Source organism: Klebsiella sp. CN_Kp075, from assembly GCF_040065055.2.
In the GTDB taxonomy this organism is placed as follows: Bacteria; Pseudomonadota; Gammaproteobacteria; order Enterobacterales; family Enterobacteriaceae; genus Klebsiella; species Klebsiella aerogenes.
The window spans coordinates 2,705,896-2,723,795 of record NZ_CM198050.1; the positions used below are offsets into that span (position 1 = coordinate 2,705,896).

Below are 17,900 nucleotides of genomic sequence, written 5' to 3' on the forward strand. Positions count from 1 at the left end.
CGGGTCGGATGACCCGCAGGGTATTTTTAACAGCAGTTTCCAGATCAAATCATTTATATTCACAAACTAACTACCACCGGATTTACGGCCGCCGCCATGGCTGTTTTTACCGCCTTTTTTACCGGCTTCGGATGCACGTTCCGGGTCATTTTTAAAATTCCCGCCGCTGTGCTGACCGCCTTTACGTCCGGCCTCAGATGCTTTATCCCGGTCTTCTGCGAAATTACCTGAACCGCCTCTATGTTCTGCCATAATGGTTACCTTTTAGCTCGGTTAGTTAATGATGATTTATCGGTCTAAATCATCGCCGTCGAAAACTAAGCATGGCGTAATCACTAAAAAAAGCAATTCACTAATAATTAATTAAAAGCCACCACAAAATTAATCAAACAATAAATGGCGAAGCCGCAAAATAACAACTTAGCGGCATAAGGTGATATTTTATGAGAGAAATAAACGCAACCGCAGGATAAATAAAAAACTATCCCGTCGAGATAAAAAGTGTAATGTAAAAAATGTTAAAGATTATAATTCGAAACATTTCATCATTGAATAATCCTAAAAACCACAGCAATGAAATCAGTTTGCAAAACCTCTTATATCAAACAGTTGCCTCGTAAAAACCGGGAATATATCTATTTAGACTCCAGCTGTATTTTTAAAAACTTCCGCATGTCTTCTATCATTACTCTTTTCTGTGAAGGAGATTGCTATGGATAATGACAAACTGCGTACCAACCATTGGCCACAACCCCCTTTCCCCGATCAACCGCAAACGCCTCCCGGCCTGGCCGCCGAAATGGAACCCACACCGGATCATGGTGAAGTCAGCTATAGCGGTTCAGGACGGCTACAGGGTAAGAAAGCGCTGATTACCGGCGGAGATTCCGGGATTGGTCGCGCCGTGGCCATCGCCTTTGCCCGCGAGGGCGCGGATGTTGCCATTAACTATCTGCCGGAAGAACAGAGCGATGCGGACGCCGTCATCGCGCTTATCAAAGCGGAAGGCCGTACCGCGGTGGCGATACCGGGCGATATTCGCGTGGAATCCTTCTGTGAAACGCTGGTGGAAAAAGCGGTAAGCGGTCTTGGCGGTTTGGATATTGTTGTGAATAATGCAGGACGTCAGCAATACTGTGAAAAAATTGAGCAACTCACCACCGCCGATTTCGATGCTACTTTCAAAACCAACGTCTATGCGCCGTTCTGGATAACCAAAGCCGCGCTACCGCACCTCAAAGCCCAAAGCGTGATTATCAACACCTCTTCGGTCCAGGCTTTTAAACCGAGCCCAATTCTGCTGGATTACGCCCAGACCAAAGCCTGCCTGGTGGCATTCACCAAATCGCTGGCCAAGCAGTTAGGGCCGCGTGGGATCCGGGTCAATGCAGTCGCTCCCGGCCCGTACTGGACGGTGCTGCAGTCAAGCGGCGGACAGCCGGCAGAAAAAGTGCAAAACTTCGGCGGCGATACGCCGCTGGGGCGGCCAGGGCAACCCGTTGAGATCGCCCCGCTGTATGTCACCCTCGCCTCTGATGCCTGCTCGTATGCCTCCGGCCAGGTCTGGTGTTCTGACGGCGGTGACGGCGTACTTTAATGATGGAATGCCGGCAGCACCAGTTCGCCAATCTCCTGCATCGTCTCGGCCAGCGGACGCTGGTTACGGCGGAAATGCAGGCCGATATGGTTCACGCCGGCATCGCGCATCGCATTCAATTCCTGAATGAGACCATGGCGGCCGCTGCTGATGCCAAAACGATGGCGCTGAATAGCCGCATTGGGGTCATCTTGCAGATCCAGATGGATGAAGCTGATATAGGGTTTCTCGCCCGCTACCCGGCGCCATAGCCTGACGCGGTTAACGTGCTCGTCAGGCTGACCTGGATAGGCAAGCCAGCCATCCATGTTACTGCCTACCCATTGCGCCGTTTGTTGCGCCAAACCAGCAACCAGCAGCGGCGGAGTCGGTTTGGCTGGCAATAACTGCAGGCCCGGCTCCAGTTGACGATCGGTCTCCCCCTTCAGCACGCTCACGCCGTGACGGAAACGCTCGCCACGGCTGGCGTAGTCTTCACCAAATAGCGGGTATTCGACCGGCCTGTCGCCGCTGGCGATGCCCAATAGCAGCCGGTCGCCGCTGAGCGCCTGCACCGTGGCGGCGGCTTTACGTACCAGCCAGGGTTGACGTAGCGGCAACACAACCGCCGCCGTGCCCAGTAAAATATTTTGCGTCAGGCTCGATAAATAGCCGAGGTAGGTAAAGGCTTCAAAGACGTTAGCCGCGTCGCCAAACTGCGGATCGTACAGCGGAACATCGCGGATCCAGGCGGCGCGAAAACCGAGCGTATCCGCCAGTTTAATGCGCTCCGCGTGCTCGCTCATATCCGGCACGCCAAACGGTCGCCCGTCGCGCTGCCGTTTTAGCTGTCCGCTTGTTGACCAGTCATTGTCCAGCGGCAGTTCAACGCCAATCGTTAGCGGCTGCTGGGTTAATTTTTCGATGCTCATAGGTCACTCCGTCAACCGCCTGGCGGTATCACGTTGAAAATATGAGCAAAGTGTTTCATGGAATGCTATTGCAATAAACAGCACTAATCGCAATAGATAATTGCTATTTATGGAATTATCTTGAGTTCTGATTTTGTTTAAATGGATAGCTCACCAACACCAGAGGAAGAATCAATGATAAAAACCGACGCCTGGCTGTGGAAAAAGCACGCCTCCCCGCTTCTGCTCGAACGCCATGAGAAAACGTTAGTCACACCCGCTGACGATCAGGTGCTGATCGAGAACCGCGCCATTGGCCTTAATCCGGTCGACTGGAAGCTGATGGCCGGTCTCTCCGACGCCTGGCAGGAGGATCAGATCCCCGGCGTCGACGGTATGGGGGTGATTACCGCCGTTGGCCGCAACGCCCGCCACCTTCGTCCCGGCACGCGTGTGATGTATCACACCGACCTGCGTTTTGACGGTAGCTTTGCCCGCCATACGTTAGTCAGCGCCCAGGCGGTGATTGCGGTTCCCGACCACATCAGCGACCTCACCGCTGCGGCGCTGCCGTGCCCCGGTCTGACGGCGTGGCAGGCAGCGCAAAAGATCCCCCTTCCGGCTGGCGAGAATGTACTGGTCAGCGGCGCCGGCGGCGCTGCCGGCAGTTTCTTAAGCCAGTTACTGATTGAGAGCGGCGCTAACGTCTACGTCACGGCCAGCGCCACGCATCACGCGAAACTGTTGGCTCGCGGGGTGATTCAGGCCTTTGATTATCACCATACCTCGTGGCCGCAGGAGTTAAAACGCGCGCTGGCGGGTAAATCGCTGTACGCCGCTTTCGATACCGTAAACCAGCAAAATGCCCTTTCGCTTGCCGGGTTGCTCGGCTACTACGGCCATCTGGTCTGTATACAGGACCGGCTCGAGCACGCGCCGCTACCGGCGTTTACTACCAGTATCTCTTTACATGAGGTTGCGCTGGCGGCAATCCATCCTTACGGTACCCAGAGACAGTGGAGTCGATTACGTCAGGCCGGGGAAAGCATGCTGCAGCAGATCGGCCGCGGCGAACTGGTGATGCCGCCGATAGAAAGCGTCAGCTTCGACGAGATCCCGCAGGCGCTGGAAAGGCTAAAACAGAACAATAACGGTATTAAGTACGTAGCGGTGCTGTAATATCCATCAGCACGATGAATAACCTCAATCCCAAAAACCGGGTAATCGATGCCAAATCCAACGGGCCCTTTCCGCTGGATGAGGCATCCATCGCTTCGCGTCCTTAGATTGGTCTGGTGCAGGATGGTCACAATGAACTGATATTCAGCAGAGTGATTAGCAAAAATATACCAGCTAGATCGCCGACTAATAGTCACACACATCGATTAAAAACTCAGATTGAAAGAATCAAAAAAAGGAGTAACGTTAAAAAAACATTAACAAAGAGGTGCAAAATGTTACGCGATTATTTAAAACTGGATTCTGAAGACCAATTAGTTGAACAACAAAGCGGTCATCAACCTAGCCAGCAGTATACCGAAGTGACTGAGTGGGTGATCCTCAATAAAGAGGGTAAGAAAAAAGGCCGCGTCTCCCTGTTTGATAAATTTAATACTCGTCGCTCGTGGAACGTTAATTTTCGTATTACCCAGTTTGATAACAGCGGTAAAGTTATCGTTGACCAACTGACAGATGCTATTTAACAGAATAATTAATAACATAGCGCCCAATCTGTGATGGAAGCCACCTGACAAAACGCTGAGGCCAGCAACCGCATTCATGCGGGAAAGCATACATAGTTTTCAACTCATCAATTACCCGCTCGTTTTATAATAATAAAATGAGTACTCGCTGCGCCTGAAGAAAAATAAACGCGCCAGTCGGCGCGTTTAATCATTAATTGTTACTGACCGGCGGCGTCACCCTGACGCCAATAAAGACAATCAGCATGGCACTTAATAATAACAGCCCGCTGCCGGTAAATACGCCGCTGGCGCCGCTGATATCAAATATTGCCCCACCGCCGGCAGCCCCGGCGCTAATGGCCAGTTGGATCGCCGCGACTAATAATCCCCCTGCGCTTTCCGCTTCATCCGGTACCGTGGTGGCAAGCCAGGTTGACCAGGCCACCGGCACCAGGCCGAATGCAAATCCCCACAGGGCGACCAACAGACCATCGAGTAGCGCAATATGACCATACAGCACCATCATCAGCGCCAGCACGCTCATCGCCAGTGGAACCAGCGCCAGCGTCATCCGCAAACTGCGCGCCAGCAGATGCCCGGCAAGCGAGGTGCCAATAAAGTTGGCCACGCCGAACCCCAGCAAAATCAACGATACCCCTTCTACGCTTGCCAGCGCCACGGTTTCGAGAAATGGCCGCAGATAGGTAAAGAAAGCGAAGTGGCCGCCAAAAATCAAAATCGAAGCCAGCAGACCGCCAACCATTCCCGGCCGCCGCAGTACCTTAAAGAGCGTACTAAAGCTGCCAGCACTCTCCGGGCGCATCGACGGCAGTACCCATAGCTGCCACAGTAGCGCGACCAGGCTCGGTACGGCGCAGATGATAAAGACGTTACGCCAGCCAATGAGCGCGCCCAGATAGCTACCCAACGGCGCCGCCACTACGGTGGCAATCGACACCGCCGAGAAGATAATCGCCAGCGCTTTCGGCACCATCGCCGCCGGTACCAGCCGCATCGCCGTCGCCGTCGACATCGCCCAGAAGCCGCCGATAGCGATGCCAAGCAGCAGGCGTCCCAGCAGCAGGAACTCCAGTGAACCGGCAAAGGCTACGATCAGACTGGAGATGATTTGCAATACGGAAAAGAACATCAGCACCCAACGCCGGTCGATATTGCGGGTTGCAGAGGTAATCAACAACCCCGTCACCAGAGCGATTAACGCCGTGGCGGTCACCGCCTGTCCGGCCATCCCCTCACTCACGCCCAGGCTGCTGGCTATTGGCGTCAGTAAACTGGCCGGTAGAAATTCAGCGACGATCAGGCCGAAGACCCCCAGCGCCAGCGCATACACGGCGCGCCACGCCGGACGGGCGTTAATCGCGCTCTCTTCAGCGACAATGCAAGAACTCATATACATCTCTCCAGAATCATTAACATTCGCCAAGCTTAGTGGCTTCCGTTAAGACGATATATGATACATACTCTGCAATTATTGATTATTCGTCCGGAAAAAAAGATGAGCCTGCAAACGTTAGATCTGACCAGCGAGCTGTTACAGGGCATGCGGCTGTCGGGAGTGAAATACCGACGGATTGAAACCTCTCGTCCTTTTGGCGTGGAGTTTAATTCGGTTCCTGGCAAAGCGCAGTTTCATTTCGTCAGCCGCGGCCCGCTGCTGCTACAAATGAGCAACGGTAAACAGTTCTCGCTTGAGAGCGGCGATGCGGTGTTTATTCCCAATAGCGATGCGCATGCTCTGCTCTCAGATAGCAAAGCCGCGCGGGTGAACGTGATGGAGCTCGACAGCAAACCGGTCTGCGGGACGGTTTCCTGCGTCAAAAACGCGGGCTGCGTTAATACTGAAGAAAATGCGGTGATCTTCAGCGCCTGTATGGATTTTGAATTAGGCGGAATGCAGCCGCTGGTTCGGGCCATGCCGGAGGTGATGCTGGTCAGTAGCCTGTTAAACGCCCGCCCGGAAATCCAGCCGCTGCTGGCGGCAATGGAGCGTGAATCCCTGACGCGTCAGGTGGGCTATGCCGGCATTCTGGCACGTCTCGCCGACGTCGTCGCGGCGCTGATCGTCCGCGCCTGGGTGGAATGCGGCTGCGGTAACGCCACCGGCTGGGTACAGGTACTGCGCGACCCGAAGCTATCGCGCGCGATATACGCTATGCATCAGCAGCCCGGCGTCAACTGGAAGGTAGAAGACTTAGCCCGCGAATCCGGCCTGTCGCGTTCGGTATTCGCCGAACGTTTTCTCACCGCCACCGGTACCACGCCGGCCCGCTACCTGACGGAATTACGCATGCGCCTGGCGGTGCAGTACATCAGCCACGAAGGCGAAGCGCTGGAAAAAGTCGCCTTCCGCCTCGGCTACAACTCGCTCGCCGCGTTTAGCCGCGCTTTTAAACGCATTACCGGCAAAGCGCCGGGAGCGCTGCGCAATGGGGTCAATGAACAAGCGGTAACCTGATAAGCGTTACTTCTTCTGCCAGTTGGCCCACGGGCCAGCGTCGGCAGAGGCGGTAGATTTGTCGATAAGCCCTTCCAGCGAATCGAGATAAAAGTTTTCGACTTCTTTACGCGCCCACGGCGTGCGGCGCAGAAATTTCAGGCTCGACTTAATGCTCGGATCGCTTTTGAAACAGTTGATTTTGATATGTCGGGCCAGTTCATCCCAACCATATCTGGCCACAAGGTCAGTGAGTAACGCTTCGAGCGTCACGCCGTGAAGCGGATCTTTTGACGTGTGCATTGTCTTTCCTGCATGAAAAATTTCGCTCACCATACGGACCGCGGCGGCATCATGCAACATCCCGCTACTTTTTTACATCACGTCCACGCGGTTTCCTCTCTCCTTATCCGTTTTTCGCAAAAGCACTGAACCCACCGCGGTCATAAATTAGAAAAGAACGTTATTGGTCGAAAAAATTGCGCTAAGGCAAGCTGAGCGCATCTACCCGACAGAGGAAATCATCATGCGCCGTTGTTGTTGCCGAACCCAGAATCACTCAATAGCCAATGACCCGTACCCCGTTTTCGGAGAACACAATGAACGCCACGACTTTGCCGATTCTCGATCTGGCCCGCTATACCAATCCTGCTGAAAAGGCCGGTTTTCTTGCCGACCTCCGCCAGGCCGCTCGCGATATTGGTTTCTTTTATCTTATTAATCACGGCGTGGACGCCGGATTGCAAACTGAAGTTCAACGCCAGGCGCGACGCTTTTTTGCCCTTGATGATAGCGAAAAGCAGCAGGTGGCGATGATTCACTCCCCCCATTTTCGCGGCTATAACCGCGCGGCTTCCGAGCTCACTCGCGGCCAGCCGGACTGGCGCGAACAGTTTGATATCGGCGCTGAACGCCCGGCTTTAACTCTCGCCGAAAACGCGCCACGTTGGCAGCGCCTGCAGGGACCGAATTTATGGCCCGCCGCGCTACCGTCACTGAAACCCACTCTACTGGGCTGGCAGCAGGCGATGACCGGTGTCGGGATGACCTTGCTGCGCGCGTTTGCCGAAGCGCTACAGTTGCCTGCCGACGCCTTTGACGCGCTGTATGGCGATAAACCGAATGAACATATCAAACTGATTCGTTACCCCGGACAGCGTGAAACGAAAAGCGCCCAGGGCGTCGGCGCGCATAAAGATTCCGGATTCTTAAGCTTCCTGTTACAGGACGAGCAAAAAGGACTGCAGGTGGAAGTCGCGCCGGACCGCTGGATCGATGCCACGCCGCTGGCGGGCAGCTTTGTGGTAAATATCGGCGAGCTGCTTGAGCTGGCGACTAATGGTTATCTGCGCGCCACCGTTCATCGCGTGGTCTCGCCGCCGGCAGAACAGGAACGTCTCTCTATCGCCTTCTTTCTTGGCGCGCAGCTCGATGCCGTGGTGCCGGTGTACCGCCTGCCCGCCCATCTGGCGCAGGAAGCGCTCGGCCCGGATAGCGATCCGCAAAATCCGCTGCTGCGGGATGTTGGCTGGAATTACCTCAAAGGGCGGCTGCGTTCCCACCCGGACGTCGCCGAACGTTATTACCAGGATGTTTTTCGCGAACGTACTGAGCAACTGATCGTTTAATTTAATAAGGATAACAACATGAAATATGCCGCATTCAAACTGGCAGGGGTCGCTTTATCTCTTTCTCTGGCATGGACATCCGCCCAGGCCGCCGCGCTGCGCGTTGCCGCTGACCCGGTGCCGCACGCTGAGATTCTCAATTACATCAAAAAAATCGATCCCAGCCTCGATATCAAAGTGGTCGAACTCACCAGCGGCGTCAACGCCAACGAACTGCTGGCGAATGGCGATGTTGATGCCAACTACTTCCAGCACGTTCCCTATTTGAAGGACCAGGAAAAAGCGCTGGGTAAGACTTTTGCCGTCGCTGCCACAGTGCATATTGAACCGCTGGGTATTTATTCCCGTAAGCACAAAGACTTTAATTCCGTTCCGGAAAACGGGACCGTCGCGGTGCCGAACAACACCACCAATCTCAGTCGCGCCTTGTTCCTGCTGCAAAGCCAGGGATTAATCAAACTCGGCGCTAAATTCACCAACCCGGCGACCACGTTAGCCACCCCGAAAGACATCGTGGAAAACCCCAAACATCTGAAGATCCTCGAAATTGAATCACCGCAGATCCCGCGTTCATTAGACGATGTCGATTTAGCGGTTATTAACGGCAACTACGCGCTGGAGGCGGGACTGGTACCGGCGAAAGATGCGTTAGGACTGGAGAGCGCGAACAACAACCCCTACGCCAATATCCTGGTGACGACGCCGCAGTTGGCTAATGACCCACGCATTAAAGCGCTGGCCAAAGATCTCACCTCACCGCAGGTTGCCGAGTTTATTCACAAAAACTATAACGGCTCGGTTATCCCGGTAGCGCCGCAATCATGATTGAGGTCGTCGGGCTGAGTAAAACCTATGCCGGAACAGGCCGACCGGCGTTGAACGACGTGTCGCTGCAGATCCCGAAAGGCGCGATTTATGGCATTCTCGGGCGCAGCGGCGCAGGCAAAAGCACGCTGATCCGCTGTCTCAATTTACTCGAACGGCCCTCTACGGGCCGGATTGTGGTGAACGGACAGGATATCACTCAGTTAGACAAAGCCGGTTTACGTCAGCACCGTCTGCGCACCGGAATGATCTTCCAGCACTTCAACCTGCTGCATGCCCGCAACGTGGCTGACAACGTCGCGGTACCGCTGGAAATCGCCGGTGTCGACAAACGTGCGCGCCGCGAACGCGTGCTCGAGTTGCTGGAGTTGGTTGGACTGGCGGATAAAGCAACCGCCTTTCCATCCCAGCTTTCCGGCGGTCAAAAGCAGCGCGTCGGCATCGCCCGCGCGCTGGCGGCCGGCCCGGATGTGCTGCTATGCGATGAAGCAACCAGCGCCCTCGATCCGGAAACCACCGCCTCGGTGCTGGCGTTACTGGCCGATATCAATCAGCGGCTCAATCTGACTATCGTGCTTATTACCCATGAGCTGGAAGTCGTCAAAACGCTGTGCGATCACGCGGCGCTGCTGGAGCATGGCGAAGTCATCGAGAGCGGGAAAATCGCCGATCTGCTGGTGGCGCCGTGGTCCATATTACGTCAGTCGTTACTGCATAATCCGCAGGCGGAGCAAGATTTCCTTGCCCGCCACGGCTTTCACGGGAGGCCTTTATGCGTAGTCGCATGAGCTGGGAAGATTTATGGCCCTTATTATGGGAAGGCAGCCTTGAAACCCTCTATATGGTGGGGCTGGCGGCGCTGTTTACCATCTTAATCGGCCTGCCGGTCGGCGTGTTACTGTTTGTCTCCCGGCGCAACGGCCTGGCGCCGATGCCGAAACTGAATGCGCTGCTGGGGGCGATTATAAATTTTGGCCGATCGCTGCCGTTTATTGTACTGCTCATTGCGCTGATCCCCTTCACCCGTTTGATTATCGGCACCACCTTGGGCAGCACCGCGGCCGTCGTGCCGATTACCATCGGCGCATTTCCGTTCTTCGCGCGGCTGACCGAAAACGCGCTGGATGAAGTGGATTACGGGCGCATTGAAGCCATTCTGTCGATGGGCGGTAATCTGTGGCACGTTATCTTTAAATCGCTGCTGCCGGAGGCGCTACCGACCCTGCTTGCCGGGATCACCCTGACTATCGTGATGCTGATTGGCTTTTCATCGATGGCGGGCGTCATTGGCGGCGGCGGTCTTGGGGACCTGGCGATTCGCTATGGTTATCAGCGTTTTAACGATCAGGTGATGGTCGGTACGGTACTGATTCTGGTGGTGATGGTTCAGGGCGTACAAATGATCGGCGACAGGCTGGTACGACAGCTTGCCCATCGCCGCTAAGCTCTCATTCGCAGGCGGCTACTACAGGCCGCCTTCTACCACCAGAACCCTGACCAGGTCTGCCGCCGGCATTTCGCGGATCATCGCCACCCCTTGTCCCGCCCAGTGCGCGCCGAAACCATGATCACCCTGCGCCTTTGCCGCCGTCGCCAGCGCTTTTCCGGCGTCATAAGCGAGCGGATAGGCGGGAATGTCCCGTTCATTGAATGAAGCCACCATTTCGCTCCAGCTATTTTTAACGCAGCGTGCTGGCCGGCCCGAAATGGCCGCCGTCAAAAAGGTGACAACGTCACTATTTTGCGTGAGCGCCTGTCGATATCCACTATCTATACCCGCTTCCGGGCATAATAAAAACGCGGTTCCCAGCTGAACGCCCGACGCGCCGAGCTGCATCAGACTGGCTATAGCCGTTCCATGCATAATGCCGCCGGCGGCGATAATGGGTAAATCGACGGCCCGCAGTAGTGCCTGAAGCAGAGTGAAGGTGCTCATTTGACGATCGTCGCCGTGCGGGTCAAAAATCCCCCGATGGCCACCGGCCTCATACCCTTGCGCAATAACGACATCAATACCCGCTTGCGCAATTAATCGCGCTTCCGCGACGCAGGTGGCGGACGCCATCGTCACCGTTCCCTGTTGCTGGAAGCGGCGAATAACCTCTGAAGACGGCACGCCAAAATGAAAACTCACCACCGCCGGCTTCTCTTCAAGCAGCATATCGAGCATGGATTGATGTTGATGGAAGCTCTGATAAATCTCGTTAAGCTGTTTCGGCGGCGTGCCGTGATAGCGGGCAAACGCCGGAGCCAACCGCGCCAGCCACTGCGCTTCCTGAACAGCATCGCGGCGCGACGGCGTATGACAGAAAAGGTTGACGTTAAAGGGACGTTCGGTGAGCTGCCGGGTTTGTTCAATAAGCGCCTGCGCCTGCGTAACCGTCGACGCGCCGAGCCCAAGCGATCCCAATCCCCCGGCATTGCTTACCGCCGCAGCCAGGGCCGGCGTCGACACGCCCGCCATCGGCGCCTGAATAATCGGGTAACGAATATTAAGCAATTGCATTAAATGTTGATTCATTGACGATCCTGCGCAATTTGCGATGTGAGACATTAACCATCTCTTTTTAAGATGATAAGATCAACTGCATTGTCATATTGAGAAGAAAAATATGAACCACACCACATTACTGATCTTTAAACTGGTGGCCGAAACGCAAAGCGTCACTCAGGCGGCGAAACAACTTGGTCGCGCGCAATCCAATATCACCACGCGCATTCAGCAGCTTGAAGAGGAGCTGGAAGTCGAGCTTTTCGTGCGCGGAAACAAGAAGATGCTGCTTTCACCCGCCGGACAAAACTTTCTCAGCTACGCGCGGCGAATTTTAAGCCTTGCCGAAGAGGCCAAACTGGCGCTGCACCCGGCACGGCCCGCGGGGACGTTAAAACTCGGCGCGATGGAAGCCTGCGCCGCCAGCCGCCTGCCGGCCATATTGCCTTTGTTTCAGCAACGCTGTCCGGACGCCGACCTGACATTGCGTACCATGCCCACCCGTCAGCTGACTGAACTGGTCGAAAACGCAACGCTGGACTGCGCGCTGGTTTCACTGCCGGCCGGTCCTGACGGCAGCCTTCAATGCCCACAAACGCTTGAATATCTACCGCTTTTCATCGAACAGCTGGTCCTGATCGCCCCTGTTGATGGGCGCGACTACCGCTTTGCCGCCTTCCCGGCAGGATGTTCCTACCGCCAGCGCGGCATCGAATATCTGCAGCAGACGGGAACGCACGTGGACATCGTCGATGTCAGCTCCTATCACGCGATGATGGCCAACGTCGCCACCGGTCGCTACGCCTGTTTGCTCCCGGAAAGCGTCCTGGCCCTGCTCACGCTGCCCGCAGGCTGCCAGACGCAATACGTGACCCAGGCCGCCACCCAGCTTATCTGGCGCCGCGGGTATGTGTCGCCTATTCTCGACGCCCTGCGCCAGTTATTGCTGACGCCGGCCACAGGCAACCAGCCCGGCGGCTCCCAGCAACACGCCGCTGGCCGTCAATAGTGAAGGATTAAACGATCCCGTCAGGCTGTATAACCTATCGGCGACCAGCGGCCCGATTATCTGCCCGACGCCGTAAGTCGCCGTGAGCGCGGCAATCATATTAAATTTTACCGCCTGATTTAGCCGCTTGCCCTCTGACAAGGCAATGGTTACCGTCCCAAGGAAGGTCGCCCCAACCAGCAGCGCGCTCAACAGACAAAAGGTGAATGAGTGGCTCCATGCCGGTAAGGCCACGCCGAAGGCCTGAATAACGAGATTGCTACAAAATGCCCGCTGATAGCCAATTTTTAGTACAAGTTGGTGCCAGATAAAACAGGAAGGTACCGCCGCGAGACCAAATACCGCCCACAGGTGCACCGGGTCGATACCCGATAGCGCGCCGTGCAAAAACAGCGGCAAATAGGTCGCGGTGATGATGTAGCCAAAACCCGCGAGGCCATATATCAGCAGCAATTTTACCGCATCGCTCGTGCGCCCATTGTCGCTCGGCATCGCTGTTGCGGGCCCGCTGTGTAACGCCAGCAGCGAATCCGCCGGGCTTAATAATCCGCGTAAGGCGCATAAAAACAGCACCGTCGCCGTGATGGCGCACAGTAGCCAGATTTGCTGACTGCTAAACGCCAGCGCTTTACCGGCGGCAATAAACTCCGCCGACAAAAAGATCCCCATCCCGACACCGGCAAACAGTACCGGCGCGCCGTTATGATGTTTCATATGCTGCAGTAGCCATAACGAGGCGGAGATAAGCGTTACCGCACTGAGTACCCCGGCCAACCCGCGCAGGATAATGATAGCCAGCGGCGAACGCAGCCAGGCCAGTAGCGCCAGACAAATTAGCGTCAGAATGACCGAGACAATATTCATTCTGGTCGCCTGCTCCGGCTTTGCCTTCGCCAGCAACAATGCTCCCAGCAGGTATCCGGCATAATTAGCGGAGGCGGCCAGATTACCCTGACGCAGCGTCAGGATCTGATCGCTTAACATCACCGGCAGGATCCCGGTGAAGGCGAAGCGGCCGTAACCCATACCAATCATTAATACCGTCGCCCCTGCCAGCGCTAATAAGAAAGCGTTTATCTGCGGCCTGATTTGTCGCATCTCCGTTACCCCTTGCACAATTAATCTCAAAAAGAGAATATCATTTAACTTTAATTCTCTTTTTATTATGTAATAGCATAATGCGCCGAGCAAGTCGTCGCGCTAAGGCAAAGAGTAAAAGCACCTACCGCAAGATACTTCGATTAGAGACGAAGGATGGTTGTCAGGAGCAAATGGTCGTTAAACGCCGTACTCGATAATGGGCCGCATTATCTTCAGCGCGGCGCTCAGTTTATCGAGACTCGGTGACGCCAGCGCCAGACGTAAAGCATGCGGCACATCACGGCCGACGCTGTACGGTTCGGCGGTGGAAATAGCGATATTCATGGTTAGCAGCTGTTTCACGACGCGATCGGCGCGGATCTCCTCGCCCAACGGCAGCCAAAGGAACCAGGCATTTTCATTGCCAATCATTGGTAAGCCAGCCAACGCCTGACGGGCGATGGCCTGCCGCCTCCGCGCATCTGCGCGCATTATAGTTTCGAGCCGGGCCAGCGTCCCATCCTGGATCCAGCCGCAGACCAGCGCCGTCGTTAAGGCCGGCGTATTCCAGCTGGTGGCGCGGATCGTCCGCTCTATCGCCGGCATTAACGCCTCGCGGCATACCACCATGCCAACCCGTAAACCGGTGGCGATGTTTTTTGAAAAACCGCACACATAGACCGTACGCTCAGGCGCCAGAGACATCAGCGGCGGCGGCGCGTTGTCAATCAACCATGCATAGGCGGCATCCTCAATGAGGAACAAATCGAACTGGCGGGCAATATCAACCAGTTGACTACGCTGCGCCAGATTCATTACCCAGCCGAGAGGGTTATGCAGCGTCGGCATGGTGTAAATCGCTTTTACCCGCCGTTTTTCACACAGGCTGCGAAGCATGTCGAGATCCGGCCCTTGTGTTGTGTGCGGGATAGCAACCAGTTCAAGTTGATAGAGCCTGGCGAGGGCGCGAAATCCCGGATAGGTCAATGCATCTGCCGCAACCACATCGCCGGGACGCAGCAGGCCGCCGAGCGTGACCGCCAGCCCATGCTGAGCGCCGTTAACGATAGCGACCTGCCCGGCGCTGGCCGCAATACCCTGTCTGTTAAGATGCCGGGCCACTATTTCCCGTTCGCTCATGCGTCCGGCGTGCGGTTGATAGCGTAACAACGCCTCCAGATCGCCCGCGCCAGAGAGTTTTTTTAAGGCCTCGCGCAGGAGAACGGTTTGTTCCGGCAACGCCGGAGAGTTGAAATTAAGATCGATCATATCCGGGGCAATGGCGTGCTGATCGACACCCAGCCCCGGCGGCAAGCTCAGTTCACGCACAAAAGTGCCGCGTCCCGTTTCACCGCTAACCAGCCCCATTAACGCCAGTTCACTGTAGACCCGCGTCGCGGTAGCCAGAGAAATTCCGTGTTCAACGACCAATTGCCGATGGGTCGGCAGTTGGCTGCCAGCCGCCAGCGCACCGCTGCGGATTGCTGCCGCATAGCGATCAACCAGAGATTTATAGCGGTTTTTCATCGTCATTGTATCCATGACAATTATTTGATTGTCATGAATTGTGCGACCTACTATCGACCCGGTCAACCACCTTAACTATCACTACAAAGAGGTCACACGTGCACAACCGTCGCGCTTCCACTTCCATATCCGGTTGGATAAACGGCTTTATCGGCGTCGCTATTTTTAGCGGCTCGCTACCCGCCACCCGCATCGCCGTGCAGGAATTCGATCCTTTTTTCCTGACTTTCTGTCGTGGTGCGATTGCCGGGGTGCTTGCGCTGGGCCTGATCTGGCTTTTACGCCTGCCGCGCCCGCAAGCGGGACAATGGCGTTCACTGGCGCTGGTTGCCGGCGGCGTGGTCATCGGCTTTCCGCTGCTGACGGCGCTGGCGCTACAGCGGGTGACATCCGCACACTCAATTGTTTTTATTGGGTTATTACCGCTGGCGACGGCGATTTTCGCGGTGATCCGCGGTGGTGAGAGACCGCGCCCTGCCTTTTGGGGATTCTCGCTGCTGGGCAGCGTTCTGGTGGCCAGTTTCGCGCTGGCCGGTAATGCCGGGATCTCCGTCGCGGGCGATCTGCTAATGCTGGCGGCGGTAGTGGTCTGCGGATTGGGTTATGCCGAGGGGGGGCGCCTCACCCGAGAGCTTGGCGGGCTGGCGGTCATCTGTTGGGCGCTGCTCCTGTCCCTACCCCTGATGTTGATAGCCTGCGGCTTAACGCTTCCCATCAGCCTCAGGGGTATCAGTGCGTCTGCATGGACGGCGCTGGCCTATGTCTCGTTATTCAGCATGCTGGTAGGCTTTATCTTCTGGTATCGGGGACTGGCAATCGGCGGTATTGCGGCGGTCGGTCAACTCCAGCTATTGCAGCCCTTTTTCGGCCTGGCGCTGGCGGCGCTGCTCCTTCATGAAGCAGTGAGCCCGTTGATGGTAGTCGTCACGCTTGGCATCATTTTCTGCGTGATCGGTTCGAAGCGCTTTGCCCGTTAAAATAGTCGGCAGCCTGATTTGAGGCGCGCTCCTCTCTCAGGCTGTCTTATATCAATTAAACTGTGGCGCAACCGAATGGCCGCAGGCGCTGTTAGCATCAATGGTGTCGTTCATGCAGGTTTGCGAATCAAGGCCCTGACCCGGCGCCATCCCCGAGGATGATGAGGAACCTCCTGAACAGGCGGATGCTGCAAAAACAATGAGCAATATAAGTAATTTTTTCATCGCGATGACCTCCGGGAAGCAAATAGATTGCCGTGCTCCATCCTAAGACTGGCCACTCATCCATTTCCCTTTCAAACTCAGGTATCACTCTAAAAAATAATATGGGCGTTATTTATCATCTGTATAGCTATATTATCGGTCATTTTGCCAATAAATGAACCGAGCGTTGGCATAAAATGCTCGCCCGCTCGCCGGAGTCGCCGCGCTTGCGCTATGCTTATCCTCCCTTTCGTTTTAAACACTTAGCGTTATGACCACTTCTGTTAGCACCACTCAGCTTAACCTGCGTATTATTTCCATCGTGGTTTTCACCTGTATCTGCTATCTCTCCATCGGCCTGCCGCTGGCGGTGCTTCCCGGCTACATCCACTATCAGCTCGGGTACAGTACGCTAATCGCCGGAGTCGTTATCAGCCTGCAGTACATTTCAACGCTCGTAAGTCGACCTCACGCTGGCCGCTATACCGATATCTGGGGGCCGAAAAAGGTCGTTAGCCTCGGCATCATCTGCTGCATGTTAAGCGGACTCTTCACCCTCGCGGCGGTGATGTTGCAAGCTATACCGCTTCTCGCCGTCAGCGCCCTGTTGATTGGCCGGATTTTCCTCGGCGTGGGAGAAAGCTTTACCGCCACCGGGGCGACGTTATGGGGCATTAAAACCGTTGGCGCGATTCACACCTCGCGGGTGATTTCATGGAATGGCGTCGCGACCTACGTGGCAATGGCCGTCGGCGCGCCGCTGGGGGTGATGCTCAATAGCTATTTTGGCATCAGCGGTTTTGCCGTAGTGGTAGTGCTGGTTGCGCTAATTGGCCTGCTGTTTGCCCGCACGCGACAGGATGTCAGCGTAACCGCCGGAGTGAGAGCGCCATTCCATGTGGTAGTGCGCAGGATCTGGCCCTACGGGCTGGGGCTGGCGCTGGGTACCGTCGGCTTTGGCGTCATCGCCACCTTTATCACCCTCTATTTTTCGGCTCACCACTGGCAAGGCGCTGCATTCACGCTCTCTCTCTTCAGCATCGGTTTTATTTGTATACGCCTGATCCTTGGCAACACCATTACCCGCTACGGCGGCGTGCCGGTGTCGCTTGTCTGCTTCGTAGTGGAGTGTCTTGGATTATTGATTATCTGGCAGGCGCCGTCGGCGTGGGTCGCCGGTATTGGCGCATTCCTCACCGGTTCTGGTTTCTCGCTGGTCTTCCCGGCGCTGGGCGTCGAGGCGGTGAAACAGGTAGAAGAACAAAACCAGGGTACGGCGCTAGGCACCTATTCAGCCTTTCTCGATTTGGCGCTGGGTTTGACCGGCCCGGTTGCCGGTTGGGTGGCGGGTTATTATGCGCTCGATACGCTATATCTGCTGGCCGCGGTAGTGGTCGCCATGGCATTTATCCTGCTACTTCGGGTTCGTCGAGGGATCTGAAGCTCAGTGTAACTACAACTCGCGTTAAGCCTGTTTTTGATTTTCAGAAAAAACAGCGGGGAATCCTTACAAATAGTAGGTATTATGACCA

The 17,900-nt window shown here is 55.6% G+C and carries 19 protein-coding genes; 11 read left to right on the plus strand and 8 right to left on the minus strand.

The window, feature by feature from the left end; genetic code table 11:
• Window positions 1-66: 66 nt before the first annotated feature.
• A complete protein-coding gene (locus tag ABLV78_RS12940; RefSeq protein ID WP_047048223.1) occupies window positions 67-252 on the minus strand; it encodes a con-10 family general stress protein in 186 nt (61 codons plus the stop codon).
• A gap of 460 nt (window positions 253-712) precedes the next feature.
• Here ABLV78_RS12940 and ABLV78_RS12945 point away from each other — a divergent pair, with 460 nt between their 5' ends.
• Window positions 713-1,597: an SDR family oxidoreductase gene (locus ABLV78_RS12945; protein ID WP_015366683.1), complete on the plus strand. Its 885-nt coding sequence runs from the start codon at window positions 713-715 to the stop codon at window positions 1,595-1,597.
• On the opposite strand, the gene ABLV78_RS12950 is transcribed toward ABLV78_RS12945, so the two are convergent.
• On the minus strand, window positions 1,594-2,508 hold the full coding sequence (locus tag ABLV78_RS12950; protein ID WP_047048220.1) for a TIGR03571 family LLM class oxidoreductase: 915 nt from the start codon (window positions 2,506-2,508) through the stop codon (window positions 1,594-1,596). The genes ABLV78_RS12945 and ABLV78_RS12950 overlap by 4 nt on opposite strands.
• Window positions 2,509-2,682: 174 nt before the next feature.
• Here ABLV78_RS12950 and ABLV78_RS12955 point away from each other — a divergent pair, with 174 nt between their 5' ends.
• Window positions 2,683-3,666: a zinc-binding dehydrogenase gene (locus ABLV78_RS12955; RefSeq protein WP_052668029.1), complete on the plus strand. Its 984-nt coding sequence runs from the start codon at window positions 2,683-2,685 to the stop codon at window positions 3,664-3,666.
• 275 nt (window positions 3,667-3,941) lie between these two features.
• Window positions 3,942-4,190: a hypothetical protein gene (locus ABLV78_RS12960; RefSeq protein WP_015366686.1), complete on the plus strand. Its 249-nt coding sequence runs from the start codon at window positions 3,942-3,944 to the stop codon at window positions 4,188-4,190.
• A 193-nt stretch (window positions 4,191-4,383) separates the two neighbouring features.
• Here the strand turns inward: ABLV78_RS12960 and ABLV78_RS12965 are convergent, their stop codons facing one another.
• Window positions 4,384-5,583, minus strand: a complete 1,200-nt coding sequence (locus tag ABLV78_RS12965; protein WP_047048216.1) for an MFS transporter — start codon at window positions 5,581-5,583, stop codon at window positions 4,384-4,386.
• A gap of 105 nt (window positions 5,584-5,688) precedes the next feature.
• On the opposite strand from ABLV78_RS12965, the gene ABLV78_RS12970 reads away from it, so the two are divergent.
• Complete coding sequence (locus ABLV78_RS12970; protein ID WP_047048213.1) at window positions 5,689-6,648, plus strand: AraC family transcriptional regulator; 960 nt, start codon at window positions 5,689-5,691, stop codon at window positions 6,646-6,648.
• A gap of 6 nt (window positions 6,649-6,654) precedes the next feature.
• Here the strand turns inward: ABLV78_RS12970 and ABLV78_RS12975 are convergent, their stop codons facing one another.
• The gene (locus ABLV78_RS12975) at window positions 6,655-6,930 is read right to left on the minus strand and encodes a VF530 family protein (protein WP_047048980.1); all 276 of its coding nucleotides are present in this window, start codon (window positions 6,928-6,930) and stop codon (window positions 6,655-6,657) included.
• A gap of 296 nt (window positions 6,931-7,226) precedes the next feature.
• Here ABLV78_RS12975 and ABLV78_RS12980 point away from each other — a divergent pair, with 296 nt between their 5' ends.
• From ABLV78_RS12980 to ABLV78_RS12995, 4 genes are read left to right on the plus strand one after another with little or no spacing between them, the layout of a single operon-like run.
• On the plus strand, window positions 7,227-8,255 hold the full coding sequence (locus tag ABLV78_RS12980; RefSeq protein WP_047048210.1) for an isopenicillin N synthase family dioxygenase: 1,029 nt from the start codon (window positions 7,227-7,229) through the stop codon (window positions 8,253-8,255).
• 18 nt (window positions 8,256-8,273) lie between these two features.
• Window positions 8,274-9,080 carry a MetQ/NlpA family ABC transporter substrate-binding protein gene (locus ABLV78_RS12985; protein ID WP_047048206.1) on the plus strand — a complete coding sequence of 269 codons (807 nt, stop codon included), beginning with the start codon at window positions 8,274-8,276 and terminating at the stop codon, window positions 9,078-9,080.
• Window positions 9,077-9,868, plus strand: a complete 792-nt coding sequence (locus ABLV78_RS12990; protein ID WP_072251602.1) for a methionine ABC transporter ATP-binding protein — start codon at window positions 9,077-9,079, stop codon at window positions 9,866-9,868. The genes ABLV78_RS12985 and ABLV78_RS12990 overlap by 4 nt, the downstream gene beginning before the upstream one ends.
• The gene (locus tag ABLV78_RS12995; protein WP_161798788.1) at window positions 9,865-10,524 is read left to right on the plus strand and encodes a methionine ABC transporter permease; all 660 of its coding nucleotides are present in this window, start codon (window positions 9,865-9,867) and stop codon (window positions 10,522-10,524) included. The genes ABLV78_RS12990 and ABLV78_RS12995 overlap by 4 nt, the downstream gene beginning before the upstream one ends.
• 21 nt (window positions 10,525-10,545) lie before the next feature.
• On the opposite strand, the gene ABLV78_RS13000 is transcribed toward ABLV78_RS12995, so the two are convergent.
• A complete protein-coding gene (locus tag ABLV78_RS13000) occupies window positions 10,546-11,601 on the minus strand; it encodes an NAD(P)H-dependent flavin oxidoreductase (protein WP_047048203.1) in 1,056 nt (351 codons plus the stop codon).
• Between the two features lie 91 nt (window positions 11,602-11,692).
• Between ABLV78_RS13000 and ABLV78_RS13005 the strand changes: the two genes are divergently transcribed.
• Window positions 11,693-12,580 (plus strand): LysR family transcriptional regulator, encoded by an 888-nt coding sequence (locus ABLV78_RS13005; protein WP_047048199.1) that lies wholly within the window; start codon window positions 11,693-11,695, stop codon window positions 12,578-12,580.
• On the opposite strand, the gene ABLV78_RS13010 is transcribed toward ABLV78_RS13005, so the two are convergent.
• On the minus strand, window positions 12,512-13,678 hold the full coding sequence (locus tag ABLV78_RS13010) for a YbfB/YjiJ family MFS transporter (RefSeq protein WP_047048196.1): 1,167 nt from the start codon (window positions 13,676-13,678) through the stop codon (window positions 12,512-12,514). The two genes, ABLV78_RS13005 and ABLV78_RS13010, sit on opposite strands and share 69 nt — an antisense overlap.
• A 180-nt stretch (window positions 13,679-13,858) precedes the next feature.
• Window positions 13,859-15,187, minus strand: coding sequence for an aminotransferase-like domain-containing protein (locus tag ABLV78_RS13015; protein WP_047048193.1), 1,329 nt, complete (start codon window positions 15,185-15,187; stop codon window positions 13,859-13,861).
• 98 nt (window positions 15,188-15,285) lie between these two features.
• Here ABLV78_RS13015 and ABLV78_RS13020 point away from each other — a divergent pair, with 98 nt between their 5' ends.
• Entirely contained in the window at window positions 15,286-16,164 is an 879-nt protein-coding gene (locus tag ABLV78_RS13020) for a DMT family transporter (protein ID WP_047048189.1), read from the plus strand.
• A 51-nt stretch (window positions 16,165-16,215) separates the two neighbouring features.
• Here ABLV78_RS13020 and ABLV78_RS13025 read toward each other — a convergent pair whose 3' ends face one another.
• A complete protein-coding gene (locus tag ABLV78_RS13025) occupies window positions 16,216-16,389 on the minus strand; it encodes a hypothetical protein (protein WP_162184068.1) in 174 nt (57 codons plus the stop codon).
• 250 nt (window positions 16,390-16,639) lie between these two features.
• Here ABLV78_RS13025 and ABLV78_RS13030 point away from each other — a divergent pair, with 250 nt between their 5' ends.
• A complete protein-coding gene (locus tag ABLV78_RS13030; protein ID WP_047048186.1) occupies window positions 16,640-17,809 on the plus strand; it encodes an MFS transporter in 1,170 nt (389 codons plus the stop codon).
• The last annotated feature ends 91 nt before the right edge of the window (window positions 17,810-17,900 follow it).

Bases quoted from the DNA above. Each gene is read 5' to 3' on its own strand.
- ABLV78_RS12960 (WP_015366686.1), top strand. From the start codon at position 3,942: ATGTTACGCGATTATTTAAAACTGGATTCTGAAGACCAATTAGTTGAA.
- ABLV78_RS12985 (WP_047048206.1), top strand. From the start codon at position 8,274: ATGAAATATGCCGCATTCAAACTGGCAGGGGTCGCTTTATCTCTTTCT.
- ABLV78_RS12945 (WP_015366683.1), top strand. From the start codon at position 713: ATGGATAATGACAAACTGCGTACCAACCATTGGCCACAACCCCCTTTC.
- ABLV78_RS12940 (WP_047048223.1), bottom strand. From the start codon at position 252: ATGGCAGAACATAGAGGCGGTTCAGGTAATTTCGCAGAAGACCGGGAT.
- ABLV78_RS12995 (WP_161798788.1), top strand. From the start codon at position 9,865: ATGAGCTGGGAAGATTTATGGCCCTTATTATGGGAAGGCAGCCTTGAA.
- ABLV78_RS12990 (WP_072251602.1), top strand. From the start codon at position 9,077: ATGATTGAGGTCGTCGGGCTGAGTAAAACCTATGCCGGAACAGGCCGA.
- ABLV78_RS12955 (WP_052668029.1), top strand. From the start codon at position 2,683: ATGATAAAAACCGACGCCTGGCTGTGGAAAAAGCACGCCTCCCCGCTT.
- ABLV78_RS12980 (WP_047048210.1), top strand. From the start codon at position 7,227: ATGAACGCCACGACTTTGCCGATTCTCGATCTGGCCCGCTATACCAAT.
- ABLV78_RS12975 (WP_047048980.1), bottom strand. From the start codon at position 6,930: ATGCACACGTCAAAAGATCCGCTTCACGGCGTGACGCTCGAAGCGTTA.
- ABLV78_RS13030 (WP_047048186.1), top strand. From the start codon at position 16,640: ATGACCACTTCTGTTAGCACCACTCAGCTTAACCTGCGTATTATTTCC.
- ABLV78_RS12950 (WP_047048220.1), bottom strand. From the start codon at position 2,508: ATGAGCATCGAAAAATTAACCCAGCAGCCGCTAACGATTGGCGTTGAA.
- ABLV78_RS13015 (WP_047048193.1), bottom strand. From the start codon at position 15,187: ATGAAAAACCGCTATAAATCTCTGGTTGATCGCTATGCGGCAGCAATC.
- ABLV78_RS12965 (WP_047048216.1), bottom strand. From the start codon at position 5,583: ATGAGTTCTTGCATTGTCGCTGAAGAGAGCGCGATTAACGCCCGTCCG.
- ABLV78_RS12970 (WP_047048213.1), top strand. From the start codon at position 5,689: ATGAGCCTGCAAACGTTAGATCTGACCAGCGAGCTGTTACAGGGCATG.
- ABLV78_RS13000 (WP_047048203.1), bottom strand. From the start codon at position 11,601: ATGAATCAACATTTAATGCAATTGCTTAATATTCGTTACCCGATTATT.
- ABLV78_RS13025 (WP_162184068.1), bottom strand. From the start codon at position 16,389: ATGAAAAAATTACTTATATTGCTCATTGTTTTTGCAGCATCCGCCTGT.
- ABLV78_RS13010 (WP_047048196.1), bottom strand. From the start codon at position 13,678: ATGCGACAAATCAGGCCGCAGATAAACGCTTTCTTATTAGCGCTGGCA.
- ABLV78_RS13005 (WP_047048199.1), top strand. From the start codon at position 11,693: ATGAACCACACCACATTACTGATCTTTAAACTGGTGGCCGAAACGCAA.